This window comes from Microbulbifer variabilis ATCC 700307 (assembly GCF_000380565.1).
Lineage (GTDB): Bacteria > Pseudomonadota > Gammaproteobacteria > Pseudomonadales > Cellvibrionaceae > Microbulbifer > Microbulbifer variabilis.
The window spans coordinates 467,319-483,997 of record NZ_AQYJ01000026.1 but is presented as its reverse complement, the minus strand read 5'-3'; the positions used below and the strand labels follow the sequence as shown (position 1 = coordinate 483,997).

General features: G+C 47.8%; 12 protein-coding genes and 1 tRNA gene. 5 read left to right on the top strand and 8 right to left on the bottom strand.

Annotation, left to right across the window (positions count from 1 at the left end; translation table 11 throughout):
* Positions 1-392: 392 nt before the first annotated feature.
* Positions 393-1,328: an SPFH domain-containing protein gene (locus G367_RS0112995; RefSeq protein WP_020413570.1), complete on the top strand. Its 936-nt coding sequence runs from the start codon at positions 393-395 to the stop codon at positions 1,326-1,328.
* A gap of 108 nt (positions 1,329-1,436) precedes the next feature.
* Here G367_RS0112995 and G367_RS23855 read toward each other — a convergent pair whose 3' ends face one another.
* The 3 genes from G367_RS23855 to G367_RS23845 form a co-directional block, all read right to left on the bottom strand.
* Positions 1,437-1,868: a DUF6892 domain-containing protein gene (locus G367_RS23855; RefSeq protein WP_020413569.1), complete on the bottom strand. Its 432-nt coding sequence runs from the start codon at positions 1,866-1,868 to the stop codon at positions 1,437-1,439.
* Between the two features lie 271 nt (positions 1,869-2,139).
* Positions 2,140-2,997: a M90 family metallopeptidase gene (locus G367_RS23850; RefSeq protein ID WP_020413568.1), complete on the bottom strand. Its 858-nt coding sequence runs from the start codon at positions 2,995-2,997 to the stop codon at positions 2,140-2,142.
* The gene (locus tag G367_RS23845) at positions 2,994-3,413 is read right to left on the bottom strand and encodes a nuclear transport factor 2 family protein (protein WP_020413567.1); all 420 of its coding nucleotides are present in this window, start codon (positions 3,411-3,413) and stop codon (positions 2,994-2,996) included. The genes G367_RS23850 and G367_RS23845 overlap by 4 nt, the downstream gene beginning before the upstream one ends.
* A gap of 311 nt (positions 3,414-3,724) precedes the next feature.
* Here G367_RS23845 and G367_RS23840 point away from each other — a divergent pair, with 311 nt between their 5' ends.
* Complete coding sequence (locus G367_RS23840) at positions 3,725-4,489, top strand: substrate-binding periplasmic protein (RefSeq protein WP_020413566.1); 765 nt, start codon at positions 3,725-3,727, stop codon at positions 4,487-4,489.
* Between the two features lie 147 nt (positions 4,490-4,636).
* On the opposite strand, the gene G367_RS0112970 is transcribed toward G367_RS23840, so the two are convergent.
* The 3 genes from G367_RS0112970 to G367_RS0112960 all read right to left on the bottom strand — a co-directional run bounded on the left by G367_RS0112970 (position 4,637) and on the right by G367_RS0112960 (position 6,309).
* Positions 4,637-5,005 carry a DUF427 domain-containing protein gene (locus G367_RS0112970; protein ID WP_020413565.1) on the bottom strand — a complete coding sequence of 123 codons (369 nt, stop codon included), beginning with the start codon at positions 5,003-5,005 and terminating at the stop codon, positions 4,637-4,639.
* Between the two features lie 197 nt (positions 5,006-5,202).
* Positions 5,203-6,027 (bottom strand): LysR family transcriptional regulator, encoded by an 825-nt coding sequence (locus G367_RS0112965; RefSeq protein ID WP_020413564.1) that lies wholly within the window; start codon positions 6,025-6,027, stop codon positions 5,203-5,205.
* Between the two features lie 205 nt (positions 6,028-6,232).
* Positions 6,233-6,309, bottom strand: a tRNA-Arg gene (locus G367_RS0112960).
* Positions 6,310-6,638: 329 nt separating this feature from the next.
* Between G367_RS0112960 and ftsH the strand changes: the two genes are divergently transcribed.
* The 3 genes from ftsH to G367_RS0112945 all read left to right on the top strand — a co-directional run bounded on the left by ftsH (position 6,639) and on the right by G367_RS0112945 (position 12,816).
* Positions 6,639-8,600 (top strand): ATP-dependent zinc metalloprotease FtsH, encoded by a 1,962-nt coding sequence (gene ftsH / locus G367_RS0112955; RefSeq protein WP_020413563.1) that lies wholly within the window; start codon positions 6,639-6,641, stop codon positions 8,598-8,600.
* 674 nt (positions 8,601-9,274) lie between these two features.
* The gene (locus tag G367_RS0112950; RefSeq protein WP_020413562.1) at positions 9,275-11,563 is read left to right on the top strand and encodes a TonB-dependent receptor; all 2,289 of its coding nucleotides are present in this window, start codon (positions 9,275-9,277) and stop codon (positions 11,561-11,563) included.
* Positions 11,564-11,838: 275 nt separating this feature from the next.
* A complete protein-coding gene (locus G367_RS0112945) occupies positions 11,839-12,816 on the top strand; it encodes an NAD(P)H-quinone oxidoreductase (RefSeq protein WP_020413561.1) in 978 nt (325 codons plus the stop codon).
* Between the two features lie 28 nt (positions 12,817-12,844).
* Here G367_RS0112945 and G367_RS0112940 read toward each other — a convergent pair whose 3' ends face one another.
* Together G367_RS0112940 and xseA are read right to left on the bottom strand one after the other, a co-directional pair.
* On the bottom strand, positions 12,845-15,136 hold the full coding sequence (locus G367_RS0112940) for a transporter substrate-binding domain-containing protein (RefSeq protein ID WP_169337115.1): 2,292 nt from the start codon (positions 15,134-15,136) through the stop codon (positions 12,845-12,847).
* A 69-nt stretch (positions 15,137-15,205) separates the two neighbouring features.
* Complete coding sequence (gene xseA, locus G367_RS0112935) at positions 15,206-16,552, bottom strand: exodeoxyribonuclease VII large subunit (protein ID WP_020413559.1); 1,347 nt, start codon at positions 16,550-16,552, stop codon at positions 15,206-15,208.
* Between the last annotated feature and the right edge of the window lie 127 nt (positions 16,553-16,679).

Below are 16,679 nucleotides of genomic sequence, written 5' to 3'. Positions count from 1 at the left end.
CCATGGCTACCGTTTGCTGCGATCATTTCTCTCCTTTTATTGGCCGCCTAGTACTAGTAGGTGTGTCTAAGTCACTTCATATAATTACAAGTTGTGATCTGGTAAGATCTCCCAGGTATCAGTGTCATAATAAAGAAAAGGTGATTGTAAAAAACTTGGAAGAGGGTGAGAGAGAATAGGTAGATGATTCATTGATGGGTTGAAGCTGACTGTTTCCGTATTTTTGAATCTCTCGGTCATAGATTGATTGCTGATGACAAAAACTATACTCTCAATAATATCCAAAAGATTCGTAGTTCCATAACCCTAATAAGATCAGTGATGATAAATCTGGGAGGATATTACCCTGATTGTCATTCTGTTAGATTCCTTGCTCAGGATTAAAAGAAGATATGCTCGAACAGTTCTCTATAAATATTTCCTCTTGGGCTATTGTGCTCATTCTGGCTATAGTTTTCCTGCTGCCAAAAGCCATTGTTATCGTTAAGCCAAAGCAGTACCATTTTGTGCTATTTCTTGGCAAATACTGGAAGACCGCTACTCCTGGATTCAACTTGATTATTCCCTACCTCTCATGGGTTGATAAAAAGGCATCCACAGCTCTGCACGAGACGCCGGTGGATCTTAACCTGAAGACCAGCAATCATGTTACCTTCGGTTTAGTACTTAAAGTACAGCACCAGGTATCGTCCGATGTGAAGCTTGCATATAAAGCATTGTATGATCTGGAGAATTACCAATCTCAGCTGAAGTCTTTTGCCACTGATGCTGCAATTCCGGTAGCGAATGGCATTGAACTTGAAGATGTGTACAACAAAAAAGAACAGATAGCTGATAAAGCCAAAGAGCGCTTACGTGATTTTTTTCACGACTTTGGCGTTGAGATAGTCGATGTGCTTTCGGATGAGCCGCGTCTGCCCAAGTCTGTCGAAGTCCAGGCTAACAAGGTAATGGAAATGCAGCGGGAGAAGCAGGCGGCTACCTATGAAGCCGAAGCAATCCGTGAGCGGGAAGTGGGCAAGGCCAAAGCCGACGGTGAATCGGTTAAGATTCGTATGGAGAAAATGGGTGAAGCGCGTCGAGTTTATGCCGAGAGTGCCGCTGAAGCAGTCAAAGTGTTAACTAATGCCGGCACCAGTGCCGATGAGGCTTTACGATTTATGACTGCTATCGCCGACAATGATGCACTGGTGAGCGCCGCTCGCCACGGCAGTACTGTGGTTATGGCCACTGGCCAGTCGCAACAGGTGCCTGTTGCTCTGCCGATGCCGGAGAAACCTGCTGCCAAAGCTAAGTTTCGAACTTTAGAAGAAGTGCAACCCGTCTAAAAATAGTACTTTTACAGTGTGGGACAGGCTGGGGCTTTCGGCCTGTCTTGCAGCTCCCCTGGTCAGTGATGCATCGCTAATTATTATGTAATTTGTCTTAGTTTCTGTTTAGACCCACTTTGCATCAATTCCTTTGGCTTTGAATTCCTCCAGAATTTCCGGATTTTCTTCATTGTAAAAAAGGATAAGCTTTTTCAGGTTAGGTAGGAGATTCGTATCTGCAGTTGAGCATATGTCAAAATCGTCTGTTGTTCCGCACCAAAATGGAATGATTTGAGTCCAGATAGGGTAACTGCCTTCCTGACGAAGTTCTGTGATATCTGTGAGCCACTCTTTCTTTATTTCTATTCTTCGAAAATAATCTTGCACTTCATGGATCGGGTCATAACCTTCTTCTTCTATATCTATTGTTCTCCCTAGATGATTGGCAGCAAACTCGAAAACATTAAATTCCGGTTGGATGACTTTATGGAAATACATCAGTTTTTCCAAAACTAGAAGCCTAAAGTTCTCGTCAGTAAATTCTGCGTATTCACTCACTATGATTTTTCCCTATAAGTAATACAGATATGGATCTATTCTCGGTACTTTCTGAAGCACTGGGCTGGAGCACTGGGTAGTAGATTTTCCATCCTTGTTAGTCGTAAATAATCTCTTCTCTCTTTTTTAATACTGGAAGAAATTAGCTTCACATTAACAGGAAAAAGTGTGTATAAGTAGTCGTTGCGGAAGTTTTGACTATAAGTAAGTAAATACTCTAAATATTTACATGTTCAGTTTCTATTGTGCTTCTAGGTGGCTTTCTAGGGGTTTATAAGCCTGGAGTCACTGCACTTTTTCCACTAAGAAGAAAGGCGGGATCCAGCCGGTAGAACCGGCTTAGTTCTGCGTAAAGTTCAGGGTGTAACGCCCTCATGGCGATGGGAACCGTGTAGAAGCTTTCAGTTGCTACCGCAAAAAATTCGGCTGGAGATTGAGCGCCGTATAAATCCAGCACAGAGGGGGTATCTCCCGGGATTTGGCCATACTCGGCTCTTTGCCGGAGGCGATGAAACTCCCGGCTCATTACCTCGGCCCAGTTGGCCCCTTCGTCTACTTTTTCAAATAGAGGGCGACCATCAAAGAAACCATCTTCCTCATCTACCTTGTGGGCGAATTCATGCAGAGCAACATTGTGTCCTCGTTGAGGAAATTGCAAGTCTTCTTCCAGGTCTCCCCAGGAAAGTACAACTGGTCCTCGGTAGTGGGCCTCGCCTTCCCGAGCACTGCGCTTGGCTGTTTCTATAAAGCCTTCCCTGCGGGTCTCGTGAGCGACATAGGTATCCGGATAAAGCAGTAAACTGTACAAGTTAGGGTAGCATTCATTCTTACGCCCTAGCAGCAGCAGGCAGGCATGAGCGGCGATTGCAACTCTCATTTGCTCGGTAACCTGCAGGCCATCACAACCGACAAATTCCTTATCGTGTAGAAAGAGTGCAATATTACCACGCAGTTCTTGTTGCTGGTCGGCATTTAGGTAGCGATATAGGGGGAGCATCTCACGAACCAGCTGCAATTGTTCCGGAGTGAGTGCTTGTGAGCGACGGTGTCTGATACGCCAGCGGCGATAGAAGTGGGGCACAAACCAAACTGCTAGGGCGAGCAGGATAACAATGATAAAAGCGCTCATAGATTTATTGCTGACCGTTTGGTGGAGATATTCTCGCCAATTTCAAAAGCTTCACAACGAGTGCCTTGATGGTAAATCATTTGCCATTGATCATTATTGAGTACCCAAATAGAGGAACGCTTGCAGAAGTCTGAATAGTTACCCTGTTGATGGCGGTGAGCGCTGCGATAAAGTAGCAGTCGTACAGATTCAGAGAGTGCTGTACAGTGGTAATCCTGGCTGTGGATTTCCCCCTCGCTACTTTCTTTGGATTGCATCAGTGTAATTATCGAGTTGAGGTCAAAACTGCGCCCAGACTTCCCTACCTCATAAAAAGCTGGGTTTAATAGCTTCTCCACTATTGTCCGATTTCTACGGATTCCTGCACAGTGTAAGGCGGTTTCGTACTCAATCAACAGCTCTATATCGGACATCATTCCGCAGTTCCCTTTCTGGATTTAACCTCGTGGATTTTCTTGCAATTATTGGGTATCCCAACTCATACACTTTGCAAGTTTGACCTTACAGTCTGCCTGAGAAATAGACCTTTGGTTAAGATTCAGGTGATTTCTATCTGTTTTTCGGTTTCTGTTTCAATAATTTCAGAATTGGGGAGTTAGGCGCTTCTTTCAAGCCTCTTGGTTATTAAAGTTTTACCATTTAGTTGATTGCAGCGACTTGAAAAATGGCCTTAAGGTGCCAACACTTATGACGTCAGGGTGATTTTTCTATCACTGTGGAGATATTTATGCGTATGCGTTCCCTAATTGCTGCTCCCATATTGATATTCGGTGTCCTGCTCCAAGCGATAGCCCAGTCGGGCGGTACGCCTCTGAAAGTGGCGATTGCCGGCGATGCTCCGCCTTATGTGATCAATAATGCTACCAGTGGCCTGGAAATAGATATTGTGCGGGAGGCACTTCCGGGATACTCCTTGGAATTTGTCCAGATGGGGTTTGCGGAAACCGCTCCGGCTCTGGAGCAGGGCAAAGTACAGGCGGCGGTCAATGTGATGAAAAAAGACGATGATCTTTTTTATTCCAACAATATGATCAGCTTTGCCAATTACGCCATTACCAAAGCCAGCGATAAAATGAAGATTGACAGCATTGCGGACCTTGCTGGTAAGAAGGTAATTACCTGGCAAGGTGCTCCAATGGATTTGGGGCCTGAGTTTAAAAATATGTATGGTCCGAACGGAACGCAACGTCAGAATATTATTCAGGCGCCAACTGCCCCCGACCTGGTTGCACAGTTTTGGAAAATGAAAGATGTGGTGGCGGTTGTGGATATGGAGCTGTTCAAGTTTTTCAGTAATAAAATGGGGCACAAAATGGATCAGGTCAACCTTTTCCAGATTTTTCCCCTAATGACAGATTTCCGTGTGGGGTTCCGAGATCAAAAGGTACGAGATGATTTTAATCGTGGATTGGCAGAGTTGTGTCGTACTAGCCGCTACAAGGAGTTATTGAAAAAGTACGATGTGGTGCAGAAGCAGGATATCTGTAAGTAATTGACAGGCCAAATTACTTTTTGCTGGTAATATATACATGAAGGGCCGGGATCATCCCGGTCTTTTTTAGGTTAATACTATTTTTTATCTTGTTATGAAAATAGTTTCAAATTTTCTCATTTGTTTATCCGTTTGTGGCTGTTAGTTTTAAATTATGTCCACTTTGCTGGAATAAAAAGCGATATGCCCTTTAAGGAAACGGCATTCATCATACGGATCTTTATATTGCCAAGCAGCATCGCTAATGTTGTTACTATCAACCTGAATTGACCAGTAGCTGGCTTGGCCTTTAAATGGGCAGTAGCTGGTAGTTTTGCTTTCTATTAGCATTTTCTGTTTTACGTCGTCAAATGGAATATAAAAGACTTCAGGTAGGCCGGATTCTTTTACAGAGAGTGCTTTATCTGTCGATGCTATTGTTACCCCCTGAGAGTGTATTTGCACCTTTCTATTTAGTGGTGAAATCTCTACTTTGTGGTAGGGGTTCTCTTTAAATCCTGGTGCGGGATTGGTCATTTTCTGTAGCTCTCCTATTAACCCTGACATCAATCTTTAAATTGACTCTTTTATAGCGCACTTTTTATGGGCGAGTGGATTGTCAGTACGGGTCAAAGCAGACAAGTAGCGAGATTGTGGTCAACCCGAACTCTTACCCTGAACATTATTGTTAACTAAGACTCCTCACTACATAATTGATAAACTTTTTCCCTGATTCAAATATGTGCAGGGCTATAGTGGGTACGTTCATGCCAGGCCATTATTTTGCTGAATCCTGGAATATCAAATGGCAGTTCAGCTGTTGCAAGACCATCAATGCCGATTATGAGTTTCCTTGGAACTACTGCACATAGTTCACAGTTTTTCAGGACTTCTATCAAAGATAAAAAATTGGGGACAGAGATCGAAACGTGTCGGTGTCTGCCCAGGGAATCCAGAACAGTGTCGGTAACTCCGTGGAAAGCGTTGCCGGAAAAGGAAACTATTCCATGTTTCATGCTACAGAAATTACCTACAGTCAGTTTTTTGCCGGCCATTGGGTGACCGTCTGCCATAATGCAGATATAGCTTTCCTCGAATAGTGTTTTTGCTCGTAGCTCCTTATGCGCGGCATCGGGCGTAGTGATTGCCAAGTCCAGCTGACCCCGCTCCATTAGGGCAAACAGTTGCACATCATTTATTGGCTGGATTGAGATTTGAATATCTGGAGCTTCTTCCTGTAGGGCGTAGATTAGTGGTGTGACGACTGCCTTTAGTGCGTAGTCGGTGGCCGCAATGGAAAACGCCATGGTGCTCCCTATTTCACTTAGAATTTTCTTAACCGGATCTGCCAGTTCCAGTGCCCGAGGGGTGGGGTTGATGCCATGTTGCGAACGAGTAAAGAGAGGGTCATTGAGGCTGTTGCGCAATCTGGTGAGCATGCCGCTAACGGCTGGCTGGGTAACGGATAACCGTTCAGCCGCGCGGGATACATTGCGTTCGTCCATCAGAGTATCAAAGGCCCTGAGTAGGTTTAGGTCGATGTTTCTGATATTTGCCATTGCTATTTGCAGCTACAGGTCTCTACGTTAATGGGTGGTCTCATTATAAATTCTGTGACTTTATACGATAGCTTCGTGCTGGGTTTTTAGTGCTAGGCACTGAACTCAATAGGAAAGGTTGGGGAGGCGAGCGCTTACTTGGGCTTGGATGCAGCATCAGAGAAAAGAAAAAGGGCTTATATCTTGCGATATAAGCCCTCTTGTATGGCGCGCTCGGGAGGATTCGAACCTCCGACCGCCTGGTTCGTAGCCAGGTACTCTATCCAGCTGAGCTACGAGCGCGTTGTGGTTGCGAACTATAGTCAGTTGATCCTGTTAAGTCAACTAATTTTTAAGGAAAACTCCTTAAAAATCCGCAGCTTACCGAACTTCTTCGCTCTCTAGGAAGTGACTTCGAAGATCGATAGGGCGCGCATTCTGCCGCGTGGTTAGGGAGTTTGCAAGCCCTATTTTAAAAATAGTTGCTCCGACGCCTGTAAGTAACAATCTTTGGACTTGCGGGGGAGGGTACTTACATCCGCCTTTGCTGGCGGGGAACTATACTTAGTGCTCCAGACTATGGTGGTTGCTTCAGTTTAGGAAGTTGTCCGTCCCAGATTTAGTGAGATCCTATGGCAATGGCAGACGACCAGGATAAAGGGCAAAAGCTGCCGCCAGAGGACCCGCAATCCCCTCTCTCAAGTAAACCCCTCCAACAGAGTCCTCTAAGTTGGTTGCAGTACTTGGTCCTGATCTTTCTGGTCATTATGACCTTTCAATATTGCTCCAATGGTCGCTTCGGTAGTCCTAAGGAGCCCCTTGCTTACAGTGAATTTAAGAAGTCAGTCAGTGAGGGCAAGGTTGCGACTGTGGTTTTTGAGGGCGAACGAATTATTGGAACTTTCAAAGAACCCACTAACAAGGCAAAGCTTGAACAAGGCAGGAAGGGGGAGCCTCGCGAGCCCCAGCGTTTTATTACTACCATACCCTCGGTACAGGACCCTGAATTACTTCCGTTATTGGAAAAGCAGAAAGTTGAAATCCAGGCGGAGTCGTCCCAGGGAGGTATTTTACAACGCTTGCTTATTCTTCTTCTTCCCTGGATCTTAATAATTGGCCTACTTATCTGGTTAGGGCGACGTATGCAGGAGCGTATGAGTGGCGCTGCACCTGGAAGTCCTTTCGGCTTTGCACGCTCTCCGGCTAAACGCTATGAACGCAGTGAGTCCCAAGTGACCTTTGACGATGTGGCGGGTCTAAGTAATGCCAAGAAAGACCTGCAGGAAATAGCCGGTTACCTCAAAGACCCGGAGCATTATCGCAAGCTTGGGGCGAAGATTCCCAAAGGCATACTCCTGATGGGCCCTCCAGGCACAGGTAAGACATTAATGGCCAAAGCCTTAGCGGGGGAAAGTGAGGCTCCATTTTTCAGTATCAGCGGTTCAGAATTTATCGAGATGTTTGTTGGTGTCGGCGCATCGCGGGTGAGGGATATGTTTGCCGATGCAAAGAAGGAGGCACCCGCGATTATCTTTATTGATGAGATTGACTCTGTCGGGCGCGCACGGGGGACCGGTCTTGGCGGTGGGCACGATGAGCGCGAACAAACCCTTAATCAGATACTGGGAGAAATGGATGGCTTCGATCCCCAGGAAGCGGTAGTTGTGGTCGCAGCCACCAACCGGCCAGACGTGTTGGATGCCGCGCTCCTGCGCCCAGGGCGATTCGACCGCAAGATTACCCTGGACTTGCCGGATAAAGTGGCTCGGGAGGAGATACTGCAAATTCACTCGCGGGAAGTTCCCCTTGATAAAGATGTTGATTTGGAGCACCTGGCTGCATTGACTGCGGGCTTTGCCGGAGCAGACCTGGAAAACCTAATCAATGAGGCCGCCCTATTGGCTGGCAGGGAAAATAAGTCAACGGTGGACATGGATTGTCTGTTACGTGCCAGGGATAAAGTAGTGCTCGGTGGCGAGCGGGAAATGGTGATGGGAGAAAATGATAAGAGAACAGTTGCCTACCATGAAGCCGGTCATGCACTGGTAGCTAGCCTGCTACCCAATGCTGATCCCCTGGAAAAGGCCACCATCATTCCCCGCGGGCATAGTCTTGGGGCAACGGAACAAATTCCTGCTGAGGAACATCACAATATGCGAACCAGTTACCTGAAGGATCGCATCGGCGTAATGCTGGGGGGGAGGCTGGCTGAGCGTGTGGTTTTTGGTGAGGTCAGCACTGGAGCAGAATCGGACTTGAAGCAGGCTACGCGCCTGGCCCGCCATATGGTTACTCACTGGGGAATGAGTGACAAATTGGGACCGGTGGCCTTTCGCCGTGGAGAAGAACATATATTCCTGGGCAAGGAGATGGCCCAGCAAAAGGATTTTAGTGAGCATACTTCAGAAATTATCGATAATGAAATTATTGCTCTAGTGAGTGGCATAGAACGAGAGGTCGAGCAACTTTTGAGGAAACATCGCAGGCAATTGGACGCGCTTGCGGAGGCTCTATTGGAAAATGAAACTCTGGATGGGAGCGAAATGCACAAGATCATTGCGCAAGTGGATGATGCAGATTCATCAACACACTAATTATCCAAAAAAATCTTTATAAAATTTACAAAAGTACAACCGGACTTAGTGGTCAGTACTTAACATCCTTTGGCAAATTAAGATAAGTCTCGATGAATTTTGGGTATTAGTTAAATATCTACAAGTACCAGTTTTTAACTTTTCACTATTTAGGGTAAGTAAATTAAATATATGACTAATTAGTCTGTCCGATTGGTTTTAATCCGCTGCGGCAATGGATATTGTTTTCTGTGCATATTGCGAGCTGTTTTATTTTGGCATTTTCAAGGGATGTCAGATTATTACTATTTTTATTAATAGAGGGTCGATCGAGGGTGCGATTTATAAAAGACTGCTAGCAGCCCAAGACAGATTTTTTGCACTCAAACAGTGCGTTTTGCAATTTTTATATCCGTTACTTTTTTATTTTTCTGTTGAAAGCGAACTTTCCAGACTTATTGAGTTATTTTTATCGTTATCCACGATAAATAGACTTCCACCCAGAGGTATGAGCCTGTAACCTGTCTGCGTCACAGAAATCATGCAAATTCTGTGTCTCTTTATCAGCACGGTCTTAGATCGGAGCTCCGTTAAAGTCGGAATCTCATAAGAGAGTAGAGCGGCGGGGCCAGGTAGTACCGATTGCGATAAGTCCGTTGTTGTAGATAAAAAAAATAAAACAATGGAGAGAAAACATGGGAAGTCCGTCAAGACTCAAGCAGCATACTGCTCTGCTTTCCGCCTGTTCAGTAGCAACTCTTTGGTTAGCCAGTGGTGCAATCCCTAGTTTTGCCGCTGAGGGTTCGGTTAGTACTCTTATGGAAGAGGTGCAAGTCACCGCACGTAAACGCGCCGATGCGGAGATATTGCAGGAGGTTCCGGTAGCGGCAACTGCCTACTCCGGCGATCAGCTGGAGGCCTTGCATACTAAAGATCTGCAAAGCCTTTCATTCAAAATGCCCAATGTTCAACTGGAGGATGTGGGCACCGTCAAAAATACCGCGAACTTTACTGTGCGTGGGCTTGGAATTAACAGCTCCATTCCCTCTATTGACCCCACTGTTGGGGTTTTTGTTGATGGAATGTACCTGGGGGTTAATGCGGGTGTTGTTACTGACCTGTTTGACCTGGAAGGTATTGAGGTTTTACGAGGCCCGCAGGGGTTGTTATTTGGTCGTAATGTCACCGGTGGTGCTGTGGTAATAAAGACCGCACGCCCAACAGAAGAATTTTCTTCCCGAGTCAAGGTCTCGGTTACAGATAACCTGGATACAGTAACTGCAGGTTCCATCAATGGAGCTATCGCGGATTCGGTCAATGGTCGCCTGACTGTTTATTACAATGATGACCGGGGCTGGTTCGAGAATGTGGCAACAGGCAATGATAATGCCGGAGCCTCCGACAGTTGGTTTATTCGTCCAAGCTTTAGTATCCAGTTGGACGAGACCGCGGAGTTGCTGGTGCGCATGGAGCACGGCCGCATGGATTCCGATGGCGTGGTGGCGCAAAACCGCGGCTACGAATCGACCATGGTTCAGACTTTAGAGGGGCCGCAGTTCGCACCAAGTGCGCCCATATTTGCTGCAGCATTTGGCGTGGATGATTGGGATAACGGCAAAGATTCATTTGAAGTGGCTCAGGATGAAGAGGGCTACCAGAAAGATGAGTGGAGCCAGATAATTACCGAGTTCAATAAAGATGTGGCCTTTGGCGATGGCACCATCACCAATATACTCGCCTGGCGTGAGTACGAGGCCCGTGGTATTGGCGATATTGATTCACTACCGGTTACTCTTTTCCATGCAGATTCCAGTGTGGACCAGAGCCAGCTTAGTAATGAGCTTCGCTATGCTGGGCGTTTTGGTCGCACGGCCCTGACAACCGGAGTGTACTGGTTCAGTCAGGATATAACTTATCTTGAAAACAGACTGTTAGAGTTTGGGCAAACTAGTATAACGGGGGGGGGAGAGCAGGATCACAGTACCTATGGCATCTTTGCACAGGCAGATATTGATCTGAATGAAGCCTGGGTACTGACCTTGGGCGGACGCTATTCGAGCGAAGAAAAAGATGCAAAAATTGCCTCAATTCCATTGAATTTCTGCACTCTGGATGGCTGTGCGGCCTATGACTTTGAGGACAGCCAGAGCTGGAATGCCTTTACGCCAAAGGTTGGACTGCAGTGGACTGTATCTGAAGATACCCAGCTGTATACGTTCTGGACCAAGGGCTTCCGCAGTGGTGGTTACAACTTCCGCAACGCAGGTATTAATCCGAGTACCGGTAGGCCCTATACCCCTCAGGTAACTGATCAGGAAGAGCAAAGTAGCTTTGAGATTGGTGCCAAGGTAGATTGGCTGGATGGACGTTTGCGGACCAATATGGCGGTTTTCCATAACACCATTGATGATATGCAGAGGGAGGAAAACCTGCCTGATCCATTCACTGGTGTTGCACAGATAATCCGTAACACCGCCGATGCCACTATTCGGGGAGCTGAGTTGGAGGCCATGGCGGTTCTAACTGAGAACCTGCTGTTTACTTTTAATGTCGGCTACGTGGATGGTGACTACGACAAAGTACTGGGAGATCTCAATGGGGATGGTGTTGTAGATGGCACTGACCTTGGTCTTGAGATTCCTCGCCTAGCTCCATGGACATATGGTGTCGGATTTGTCCATGATCTGCAGTTAGGCACCTATGGTAGTTTGACCTCCCGCGTTAACTTTAATCATCGGGATGCGGCGCCTTATACCGATGATAATCGCGGAATGTTGTCCGAAGTCGATATGCTGGACTTCAGTATTGGCTATACACCGGATAGTGGCAGTTTCACTGTCTCCATGTTTGGTAAGAATATGCTGGATGAAGTGACAGAGGGTAACAATACTCAGCTGCCGCCTATTATGGGAGGGGTTGGTGCGAGCTTTACTCCGCTCAATAAAGGGCGTGTTATGGGGCTGGAGCTTCTCTACGAGTTCTAAGTTGCCATAGTTTATTGACCCTTACTCTCAGTTAGGTAAATCGTTTTCGCCGAAATGGTGAATAGCGGCCAGGCAGTCTTTTGGGGAGTTCTAGAAACTTCTTGGGAGATTTCCTGGCCGCTTCTGGTTTGCAGCTTATAGACTGTTTTACTCCCTGATTAAAGAAGCAGGACTTTTGGGCTGGTGCCTTGATAGATTCTCATACTGCCCCATTTTAAAAAAGTTGAGACAGCCTTAGGGCAATTTTAAGAATAACCCCTGTTGAAGGAGTGAACATGCGCGCAATTGATCTGCCGGAGTATGGTGGCCCAGAGAAAATGCAGGTCGCAGACCTGCCTACGCCAATTCCGGCCGCAGATGAAGTGTTGGTGAAGATTTCTGCCGCGGGGGTGAACCGGCCTGATATTGTTCAGCGCAATGGTCTTTACCCGGCTCCAGCGGGAGCTTCTTCAATCCTTGGCCTGGAAGTGGCTGGAGAAGTGGTTGCCGTGGGGGATGAAGTCAAGCGCTGGAAGTTGGGCGATAAAGTTTGTGCTCTGACTAATGGCGGTGGTTATGCGGAGTTCGTAGCAGTTCCGGAGGGGCAATGTTTACCCATTCCTGCCGGTTTGACCGAGGTTGAAGCGGCGGCTCTGCCTGAGACTTTCTTTACTGTATGGAGCAATGTATTCGACAGGGCAAAGTTACAGAGCGGTGAAATTTTGTTGGTGCATGGCGGCTCTTCCGGGATTGGTACCACCGCTATTCAGCTGGCACATCACTTGGGTTCCAGGGTTTTTGCTACTGCCGGCTCTACCGAAAAATGTGAGGCTTGTGAGAGGCTCGGTGCCGAGAGGGCAATTAATTATCACGAAGAAGACTTCGTGGCGGTAGTGCGCGAAGCTACGGCAGGCCATGGTGCCGATGTCATCCTGGATATGGTCGGAGGGGAATATATAGAGCGTAATATTCGTATGGCAGCCCATGACGGCCGGATTGTAAATATTGCCTTCCTCAAAGGTTCTAAAGTTGAGGTCAATATGCTGCCGGTAATGCTTAAGCGCCTCACACTGACAGGTTCTACACTGAGAGCCCGCACCGCTGAGGTGAAAGCGGATATTGCCTATTCGCTCGAAACCAAAGTTTGGCCGTTAATTGAAGCAGAAAAAATTCGCCCGCAAATTGCAGCTCAATTCCCTCTCGAGCAGGTAGCTGAAGCGCATCGTTTATTGGAGTCCGGTAAAGTTATTGGAAAAATTGTATTAACGCTTTAACGCGCTTTTTTATACGGTTTCCTTTTACTCATTGTGATGGGGGAGGGGAGACCTGAACAATCATCCCTTCGGGTGTGTTGCTTGGAGAGCAAAACCTGTCGGGTGTTTGCTGCGTTGATGGCCGCATGGATACATCATCACTCATCATCTCTACATAAGCCTTGTAGAGGTTGCTGATATTGCGCACATACTGTACCGGTTCGGAGCCTCGCACATAACCGTAACGCGCCCGTTTAAAGTACTGGGGTTGGGCCAGTTTCAGCATGGCCACCTCGACGTTGTCGAACCAGACATTTGGGTCCAGCCCCAGCTGTTCGGCAAGCCGTTGCGCATCGAGTAGATGCCCGTAACCTGCGTTGTAGGAAGCGAGGGTGAACCACAGTTTGTTCACCGTGGGCAGGGCGGGATTAAATCTGTCTCTTACCCAGTCCATATATTTTACGCCCGCTTTGATACCACGCTCTGGCTCAAACAGTGGTGGGGGGAATCCCATTTCTTCTGCGGTTGCTGGCATCACCTGCATCAGGCCCTGTGCGCCAACTGGGGATACCGCTTTGGGATTAAAGTTACTTTCTTGCCACATTTGGGCGACGATCATGCGCCAGTCAAAATCGTATTTAAAGGCGGATTCTTTAACCAAGTCATCGTAGGGAGATAAGTTTTCCCCCGGGATAACCCGGGTGCTTACTCTTTGCATAAAACGTTTATTTGGCTCGAAATATGCTGCGTATTGCTTTTTGTATTTATCGGTTTTTCGGTAACTTGTCAGGAACTTATTAAGATTTTGCAGCAAGTGCCAGTTTTGACGCAGAACCAGCCAGCCCTCTGGTGTTGGATCGCCTAGTACTGTGCCTAGCACTAAGTTCGGTTGAACTGATGCTTCAATTTTTGCGCGACCGGAGTGGGCGATAGTGGCATCCACCAAGCCCTCCGCAATCATCGAAAATATCTGAGACTGGGAAATATCCGGTGGTGCCACCCGTATATCCACGTCGATGCCCGCATTTTGCAGTGTTTTTGCTGTTTCAATAAATGAAGAATAAGCACGTAAGGTGAGTTTGCGCCCGTTTAAATCCTGAATTTGTTTGATGGGCGGAGTTCCCCTACCACTCACTACTTGCTCAGTAGATTCAACGACAGGTTTGGTAAATACCATTCCCTGTTTTTCTACCGCTGATGTAATATTCATTTCCGCTCCGGCAAAATCACCGCGACCTGCTCTGAGCCAATCTGCCAGGTTTTCCTCATAGGGCACCACGATAACCTGCAATTGGAGTTTGTGTTTGTCTGCAAAAGCCTTAGCTAGATCGTAGTCAAAGCCCATCAACAACCCCTTCCACAGGAAATAGGTGGTGGGGCCATTGTAGGTGAGCAGGCGGATTACTCCTGATTTTTTAATACCTTTCCAGTCAGTGATTCGCTCTTCTTGCGCTTTCACCAAATTACGGGTGAGAAAATTATCTACAGTGGACTGCAGGCGCCTGGAGGTTTTACGCATTCCCCAGGCAATGTTCTGGGGTTCGCTTACATAAGCACCAAGGCGTAAGTCGTCGCGGTAATTACGCAGGTCTTCTGCTGAATAATCCTCGAGAACTGCCACCCAGTTATTTTCCTCGTTCATCTTATCTACAAGACCATCGCGGTTACCGTGGATTTTATATTCCCGCATGCTCAGGTTGGCATCCGGAAATTCCGCGATTAGCTGCTGAGCAGTCTCTACATTGGCGGAACCTTTAGGGACAATAAGCTCGACATTATTTAATTTGCTCGGTTCGGTGATATCTGGTCCTGAGGCGCCGGTTACCAGTTGTCGCCGGGCCTGGCGAATAGGTACGCTAAAGTCAATTTGCTCTTCACGGGAATCGGTGACTGTCAGATCATAGGCGATGATATCTGCCTCTCCGGCGAGGAGCATTTTAATGGCATCGTCAGGGGTTTCTGCCTTGATCCATTTGGCTTCCAGTTTTAGCTTGTCGGCCAGTTTATTTGCCAATTCAAAGTGGCGAAGGCTGACCACGCTATCCCGGGGCAGCATATTTTCAGATGCACCGGTCAGGTTTACAAAGCGGATAGTGCCGTGTTTTTTTATTTCACGCAGATCACCGGTTTCAATGTAATTGACCTGCTGCTCTTTGGCGGGGATAACAGGGGGAGTGACGTTTTCAGGCTGTATGTTTTCTTGGCTCGTAGCAATCCTTGCCGGGCTGGCAAGGTCGCTTTCTTTTCCCTCTTTACTACATGCGGCAATGGCCAATACAAGTATTGAGAGGAAAATCACAGCCCAACAGGTGGGTCTGACTGCACTGTTAGCAGATCCCATAGATCGCTCCATAAGCTCTCTACAGGACGATTATAGTGTCGTGCCTAGGGCGCTTTTCTATTCTGGACTTTAGTCCCCAATACTTTCCACCCTTGCAGAAAAGTTCCCGCGGGCCAGTTTAATATTGACCTCCTGGTCTGCTTCCAGAGTACGGCTGTCTTTAATGGCTCTGCCGTTGGTGTCCATAGCGATAGCATAACCCCGTTGTAGAACCGCCAGTGGACTCACATTGTGAAGTAACTGTGCCAGTAGGTTGAGTTTGTCGTTATTGTGCTTCAAACGAAATTCAGTGACGCGTTGCAGGTTCGATTCTGCTTGTTGCAGCTTTTCACGTTTCTCCTGAATATGACGCTTTGGTTGGTAATGGACAAGTGACCGTTCGGCCGAGGCCAGTTGGGCTCGACGCTGCTGGGTTTGCAGCTGTCCGGCGGCAAACAGGCGCATTTCAATGTGGTCCAGGTGCTGGGCACGATTCTGTAACTGCTCGCGAGGGTGGCGCAGGCGGTTGCGCTTCAACATGACCAGTTGCTGTAAGTGGCGCATCTGGTGTTGTATTGCTCGATATAACCGAACTCTGCTATTTTCGAGCCGTTGAAATAACTCCGCTGCATTTGCGCTGGCGATCTCCGCTGCGGCTGAAGGGGTGGGAGCGCGCAAGTCGGCGGCCAAGTCTGAAATTGTGGTATCGGTTTCGTGGCCTACTGCCGAAATTGTGGGGATGGGGCAGGCAGCCAGTGCCCTGGCTACGACTTCTTCGTTAAAAGGCCACAGGTCCTCCAGTGAGCCGCCTCCACGTCCCACAATCAGCAGCTCATGGCGGCCGCTGCTACCGGCTTTTTCAATTGCCGCGGCAATTTGTTGTGCCGCCCCCTGTCCCTGAACAGCTACCGGCCATAGCTCGATTTCCGCGGCTGGGTAACGGCGACCTAATACATGGATCATATCGCGAACGGCGGCACCGGTTGGTGAGGTAATAATGCCAATATTGGTGGGCAAGTAGGGCAGGTTGCGCTTACGTGATGGATCGAATAATCCCTCGGCCTGCAACTTTGCTTTGAGTTGCTCCAACTGGCGCATCAGTGCACCGAAGCCGGCCTCTTCCATATGCTCGATAATGAGCTGGAATTCCCCGCGTCCTTCATAGAGGCTTACCCGTGCGCGGATCAGTACTTCGCGACCATTCTGTGGGCGAAAGGCCACATTGCGGTTACGTCCGCGGAACATGGCACAACGCACCTGTGCGTGTGCATCTTTAAGGCTGAAATACCAATGGCCTGAGCTGGGCACAGTAAAATTGGATATCTCCCCGCTGATCCATAATAGGGGTACGTTGCTCTCCAGCAGGTGTTTCACCTCGCGATTCAGTTCGCTTACAGACAGGACGCTGCGCTTTTGGTTGGGGGAGCTGGATTGCATCTGGGTCTCACTGGGAATAACTGGCGGAGCAATATTGCAGTATCCCCCCTACAGGTAAAGGGCTTTACTCGAGAAAACCACTTTTCTGCAAATTGACATTTGCGCTTTGGGCGCTGAGAGGTATAAT

What these genes read in the sequence shown, in the direction of transcription:
- G367_RS0112950 (WP_020413562.1), top strand. Translation starts at nt 9,275, where the DNA reads ATGGGAAGTCCGTCAAGACTCAAGCAGCATACTGCTCTGCTTTCCGCC.
- G367_RS23840 (WP_020413566.1), top strand. Translation starts at nt 3,725, where the DNA reads ATGCGTATGCGTTCCCTAATTGCTGCTCCCATATTGATATTCGGTGTC.
- G367_RS0112945 (WP_020413561.1), top strand. Translation starts at nt 11,839, where the DNA reads ATGCGCGCAATTGATCTGCCGGAGTATGGTGGCCCAGAGAAAATGCAG.
- G367_RS0112940 (WP_169337115.1), bottom strand. Translation starts at nt 15,136, where the DNA reads ATGGGATCTGCTAACAGTGCAGTCAGACCCACCTGTTGGGCTGTGATT.
- G367_RS23845 (WP_020413567.1), bottom strand. Translation starts at nt 3,413, where the DNA reads ATGATGTCCGATATAGAGCTGTTGATTGAGTACGAAACCGCCTTACAC.
- G367_RS0112970 (WP_020413565.1), bottom strand. Translation starts at nt 5,005, where the DNA reads ATGACCAATCCCGCACCAGGATTTAAAGAGAACCCCTACCACAAAGTA.
- G367_RS0112995 (WP_020413570.1), top strand. Translation starts at nt 393, where the DNA reads ATGCTCGAACAGTTCTCTATAAATATTTCCTCTTGGGCTATTGTGCTC.
- ftsH (WP_020413563.1), top strand. Translation starts at nt 6,639, where the DNA reads ATGGCAATGGCAGACGACCAGGATAAAGGGCAAAAGCTGCCGCCAGAG.
- xseA (WP_020413559.1), bottom strand. Translation starts at nt 16,552, where the DNA reads ATGCAATCCAGCTCCCCCAACCAAAAGCGCAGCGTCCTGTCTGTAAGC.
- G367_RS23850 (WP_020413568.1), bottom strand. Translation starts at nt 2,997, where the DNA reads ATGAGCGCTTTTATCATTGTTATCCTGCTCGCCCTAGCAGTTTGGTTT.
- G367_RS0112965 (WP_020413564.1), bottom strand. Translation starts at nt 6,027, where the DNA reads ATGGCAAATATCAGAAACATCGACCTAAACCTACTCAGGGCCTTTGAT.